Genomic DNA, 5291 nt, shown 5'->3' with positions numbered 1-5291 from the left:
CTGACCGTGGCCGAGGTGCTCGCCGTCGGCCTCGCCGACGTGCCCGCGCTCGCCGCAGAGGTCGACGCCGCGGCATCCGTGCCCCTCGCCGAGGTGGAGCTGCTCGCGCCGCTCGTGCCCGCGAGCGTGCGCGACTTCGTGGCGTTCGAGGAGCACGTCGAGGGCGTCACCGCGTCGATCGACGGCGCCAGCCACGTGGTGCCGGAGTGGTACGAGTTCCCGACGTTCTACTTCACGAACCCGCACTCGATCGTGGCGACCGGCGCCGAGGTGAGACCGCCGAGGACCGAGCGGCTCGACTTCGAGCTCGAGGTGGGCGCCGTGATCGGCGGGGTCGTGGGTTCCGACGGGCGCGACGTGTCGCCCGCCGACGCCGCCGGCCACATCTTCGGGTACACGATCTTCAACGACTGGTCGGCCCGCGACGTCCAGGCCCGCGAGATGAAGGTGCGACTCGGGCCGGCCAAGGGCAAGGACTTCGCCACCACGCTCGGCCCGTGGATCGTCACCGCCGACGAGTTCGACGGCCGCCTCGACGATGAGGGGTTCCTGCCGATCGGCATGGAGGTCCTCGTCAACGGCGAGCGCATCGGCGTCGACCTGCTCTCGAACATGGGGTGGCCCTTCGGCGACCTCGTCGCCTACGCGTCGCGCGACTCGAGGGTCGTGCCGGGCGACGTGCTCGGCTCGGGCACCGCGGGCAACGGCGGATGCCTCGCCGAGCTCTGGGGACGGGCCGGCGAGCTCACTCCGCCGCCGCTCGCGACCGGCGACGAGGTCGTGATGCGCGTCGAGGGCATCGGCGAGATCCGCAACACCATCGGAGCATCGGTTCCGGTTCCCGACGTCCCTCCGGCTCGCCGGAGGCCACGGACGCGTCCCTGACGGACGCGTCACCCCCACCCCCACCCAAGGAGATTCAATGACGAACTCATCGGTCGAGGCGCCCCGCGCCGCAGCAGTCCGAAAGGCGGGCATCTGGCAGGCGATCCTGCTGCTCGCGGGCAGTTGCCTGCCCGTGCTCGGCGCCGTGCTGATCACGCCGATCCTGCCGCAGCTCTCGGCGGTCTTCGGCGACCAGCCCGGCGCCGAGGTGCTCGTGCCGATGATCGTCGCGATACCGGCGCTCATGATCGCGATCTTCGCCCCGTTCGCCGGACAGATCGTCGACCGCCTCGGCCGCAAGCGCCTGCTCATCATCGCGATGGTGGCGTACGCGTTCGTCGGCACGGCGCCCGCCTACCTCGAGTCGCTGCAGCTCATCCTGCTCACCCGTGTCGGCGTCGGCATCACCGAAGCGGCGATCATGACGGTCTGCACGACGCTCATCGTCGACTACTTCCACGAGGAGACACGGCGCAACAAGTACCTCGGCCTGCAGACCGTGGCCACCACGCTGGCCGCGACGGTCTTCATCGTGCTCGGCGGCGCACTCGGCGTCGGCGGCTGGCACACGCCGTTCTGGGTGTACGCGGTCAGCCTCGTCATCGCGGTGCCGATGGTGTTCCTGCTCTGGGAGCCGAGCCGGGCCGACACGACCGATGCGCACGTCGCCGCGGCTGGTCGCGTGCCGGTCCCGTGGCGCCACCTCCGCCTCCCGCTCGTCGTCGCGCTGTTCGGCGGGTTCACCTTCTACGTGATGCTCATCGAGACGAGCTACCTCCTCGTCGAGAACGGCGTGGACGCCGCCGACACGGCCACGATCGGAGCGGTGGCCGCGGCCGCGTCGCTCGTCACCGCGGCGGGCGCGTTCAGCTTCCCGCGCCTCGTGCGACGCGGGCACCGGTTCGTGCTGCCCCTCGCGTTCGGCCTGCAGGCCCTCGGCATGATCGTGATCTGGGTCGCGGGCGGCGAGCCCGGGGTCATCGCCGGCGCGGTCATCGCCGGCTTCGGGTCGGGCGTGCTCCTGCCGTCGATGCTCACCTGGGCGCTGGCGGGCGTGCGGTTCGAGGAGCGAGGACGCTCCACCGGCTGGTGGAACGCGGCGTTCTTCTTCGGCCAGTTCCTCACCCCGATCCTGATCGGCGCACTCGTGGCCGCCCTCGGCGGGCTGCCGACCGCCGTCGGGGTCGTCGGGGTCGCCTGTGCGCTCGTCGCGGTCGCGCTCGGGATCCGGCTGCGCCGGGCGGCGCCGGTGGCTGCCCCGACCGAGGAGCCGGTCGTCGCCTCCTGATCGAACGGGCGGTGCGGCATCCGGAGCCTGCCGGTCCCGGATGCCGCCCGCTCAGGCGGCCTCGATGCTCAACTCGCTCGCGGCCTCGGTGGCGAGCGAGCGCAGCCACTCGTGCTCGGGATCGCGGCGGTGCACCGGATGCCACCACATCGCGTTGTGGATCGGCGTCGCGTCGAACGGAGGGGCGTAGACCCGCACCCCGCCGACGTTGCGGGCGTACTCGGCCAGCGCCGCCTGCACGAGCGCGAGCCGGTCGGTGCCCGCGATGAACATCGGCAGCGCGAGGAAGCTCTCGACCACGGCCTCGACCCGCGGCTCGATGCCGAGCTGCTGGATCTGCCGGGTCGCCGAGGTGAACGCCGACCGCGACTGGTAGGTGAAGACCCACGGCTGCCGGGCGATGTCGTCGAGGGTGACGGTATCGCCGAGCGTGGGATGGTCGTCGGCCGCGATGATGACCCACGAATCGGTGAAGAGGTCGGTGTACGGAAGGTCGGTGAGGAAGCCGTGCGGCATGAGCAGCCCGTCGGCGCCGCGCAGGCGGTTCACCGCGTCCTCGACGATCTGCTGGTTGTGCACCATGAAGCGGAAGCGCACCCCAGGAGCGCGAGCCGCCGCCAGCGAGGCGAGACGTCGGCCGGTGGTGGCGAGGCTGTAGTCGGAGCCGTAGATCGCGAACTCGCGCGTCGACTGGCTCGGATCCCACTCCGCCTGGCTCTCGAAGACGCGCCGTGCGGCATCGAGCGCCGCGGCCGTGTGCTCGGACAGGCGTGATGCGAGGGGCGTGAGCTCGTAGGAGTTGCCGGTCCTCGCGAGGATGGGGTCGTTGAAGTGCGTGCGCAGCCGCGCGAGCGAGGCGCTCAGCGCGGGCTGGCTGAGGTGGAGCCGCTCGGCGGCTCGGGTGACGCTGCGTTCGGTGAGCAGGGCGTCGAGCGACACGAGGAGGTTGAGATCGAGTCGGGAGAGCGGGGGGAGGTCGGACACGTCGCTGTGTTCCTTCGCTGGGGTCGGGACCCCCATTCTATCAGCGCGATGGATTCGGCCCCTAGCGCCATCGCGTCCAGTGATGGCTGCCCGTGGCGCTGGAGCCGCGCTGATCAGGCAGCGTTGCAGCCGTCGAGGAGGGCGGATCGCGCGAGCGCGAGGTGCCGCCGGGTCATGTCCGCGGCGTCGTCGTCGACGAGCCACTCGTGCCCGCCCCACTCGCTGCAGAGCGTGCCCACGAAGTCGGAGGCGGCGAGGAGGGCGCCGAGGTCGCGGATCGGCGCGGACACGCGCAGGTCGGCATCGTCGAGGTCCCAGAACTTGAGGTGGAAGGCGCCCACGAGGGGCAGGATGCCGCGGAGGTCCGCCGCGGCCGAGCGCCCGAAGCGCACGAGCAGGTTCATGTAGAGCGTCTGGATCGCCGGGGGGACTCCGCCCGACCGGAGCAGCCCGACGACCGCTCCGGTCGTGGCGGGGTCGCGCCACTCGTCGACGAGGCGGGCGAGCAGCTCAGGTGGCAGGCCCGCATGCGCGAGCTCATCCAGGTAGGTGGTCGGCAGGGCGGGCATCAGCATGCTGAGGTCCACGAGGAGGCGCACGCTGGGGTCGTCGATGCCGGCGATGACGTCGATCGCCCCCGCGGTGGGTGCCGAGTCGGGTGCCTGCTGCCCCTGGATCTCCTCGTACAGCACGAGGTCGAGCTCATGCAGGGTGGGCACCAGCCGTTGCAGGAGCGCCTCGCCCGCCTGCCCGATCGGCAGTCGCACGCCCGAGGCCCCCATGCGACGGGCGGCGCGGAGCTGGGGGAGCAGGAACGCGAGTCGCTCCTCCTCGGAGCGTCGTTGCCGGGCACCGGTCCAGTCGTCGAGGCTCGCCCCGACGATGCTCACACTGCCGCCCGCCGCGTCGAGCACGCGACGCAGCGCGTCCACCTCGGGGTCGGCGGAGACGGGGAACGACCGCCACAGTTGGCCGGGCTCGAGCTCGATGACGGAGGCGACGCCGTCGGTCACGATCCCGGCGGCGATGTCGGGGGCCGCCCGCTCGGCCCGGATCACGTCGGGCGTCCAGTTGAAGGCGCTCGCGGCCAGGACCCAGGTGCTGGGAAGCGCGGTGGTCACGGCGTCCTTCGGATCAGGCGACATCGCGGGACACGGACGGTGCGGAGGCGGGCGCATCGAGTCGGAGTGCGCGCGCGACGTGGAAGGGCAGCGTGAGCGGGCCGTCGGGCGCCGTCTGCAGGTAGGGGATCACGAGCCGGAACGCGACGACGACGTCGTGGACGCCGGGCGGCAGCATCCGCCAGCCTCTGAGCACGAGGCGGTCCTGCAGGAACCACCACCCGCGCTCCCGGGCGAGGCCCGAGGGGTCGAGCAGCCGACCGTCCAGCGCGACGAGCACCGGGTCGACCTGGTCCCCGTCGATCGCGAGCTCGAGACCCTCGAGGCTGGCGACGGGAAGCGATCGGATCCACGGGAGGCCGAGGCGGAGTGCGAACCCGTCGTCAGTGGAGGCGAGCGCATCATCGCGCAGGGCGGCGAGGGTCATGCGGGCGCTCCTTCGTGTCTCACTTGAGACAGAAAGCTACACGCTTATGTCATAAAACGGAAGAAGAGGTCATGATGCCATCATGACCTCGCTGATGGTCGGCCGCCCGTCGGCGAACCAGCGCGGGAAGGTGGCTTCGAAGAGCTGCTCGCGCACCATCTCCGCGCCACCGCGGAGCGGCTCCTTCTCGTCGCCGAGCGAGCGCACGATGCTGAGATCGCGGGTGGCGAGCGGCAGCGAGAGCTCGTAGACGCGCTGGCGCACCTCGGCGAGGAAGACCTCACCGGCCGACGACACGGCGCCGCCGACGACGATCACGGCCGGGTTGAACATGTTGACCAGCGCGGCGATGGACTCGCCGACGAGCCGTGCCGATCGCTGGATGAGCGAGATCGCGAGGGCGTCGCCGTCCATCGCGGCCACGGCGATCGCCTCGGGCGTGATGGCCGCGCCGCCCTCCACGTGACTCCCTTCCGGGGTTCTTGAGTGCAGGGGATGGGCCGGGTGCCGGCCCGCCTGCGACGCTAAGCCGCGCGCTTTACGAGCTTCCGCCACGACGGTGAACGGCAGGTGAACGAGCCCTGTC

General features: G+C 71.6%; 6 protein-coding genes. 2 read left to right on the top strand and 4 right to left on the bottom strand.

The window, feature by feature from the left end:
- On the top strand, nucleotides 1-885 hold an 885-nt coding region (locus tag GH736_RS16660; RefSeq protein WP_159605334.1), incomplete at its 5' end, for a fumarylacetoacetate hydrolase family protein.
- A gap of 37 nt (nucleotides 886-922) precedes the next feature.
- Nucleotides 923-2173: an MFS transporter gene (locus GH736_RS16655; protein WP_159605332.1), complete on the top strand. Its 1251-nt coding sequence runs from the start codon at nucleotides 923-925 to the stop codon at nucleotides 2171-2173.
- Nucleotides 2174-2224: 51 nt separating this feature from the next.
- Here the strand turns inward: GH736_RS16655 and GH736_RS16650 are convergent, their stop codons facing one another.
- From GH736_RS16650 to GH736_RS16635, 4 genes are all read right to left on the bottom strand, one after another.
- Nucleotides 2225-3157, bottom strand: a complete 933-nt coding sequence (locus tag GH736_RS16650; RefSeq protein WP_159605330.1) for a LysR family transcriptional regulator — start codon at nucleotides 3155-3157, stop codon at nucleotides 2225-2227.
- Nucleotides 3158-3270: 113 nt separating this feature from the next.
- A complete protein-coding gene (locus tag GH736_RS16645) occupies nucleotides 3271-4278 on the bottom strand; it encodes a restriction endonuclease subunit R (RefSeq protein ID WP_159605328.1) in 1008 nt (335 codons plus the stop codon).
- 13 nt (nucleotides 4279-4291) lie between these two features.
- Nucleotides 4292-4705: a hypothetical protein gene (locus GH736_RS16640; RefSeq protein WP_159605326.1), complete on the bottom strand. Its 414-nt coding sequence runs from the start codon at nucleotides 4703-4705 to the stop codon at nucleotides 4292-4294.
- A gap of 69 nt (nucleotides 4706-4774) precedes the next feature.
- Complete coding sequence (locus GH736_RS16635; RefSeq protein ID WP_235934358.1) at nucleotides 4775-5167, bottom strand: ROK family protein; 393 nt, start codon at nucleotides 5165-5167, stop codon at nucleotides 4775-4777.
- Nucleotides 5168-5291: the final 124 nt, after the last annotated feature.

This window comes from Agromyces humi (assembly GCF_009720255.1).
In the GTDB taxonomy this organism is placed as follows: Bacteria; Actinomycetota; Actinomycetes; order Actinomycetales; family Microbacteriaceae; genus Agromyces; species Agromyces humi.
The sequence above is the reverse complement of the archived record's forward strand: the minus strand, read 5'-3'. Positions and strand labels throughout refer to the sequence as shown.

Coding starts and splice junctions, on each gene's coding strand:
- GH736_RS16640 (WP_159605326.1), bottom strand. CDS start 4,705: ATGACCCTCGCCGCCCTGCGCGATGATGCGCTCGCCTCCACTGACGAC.
- GH736_RS16655 (WP_159605332.1), top strand. CDS start 923: ATGACGAACTCATCGGTCGAGGCGCCCCGCGCCGCAGCAGTCCGAAAG.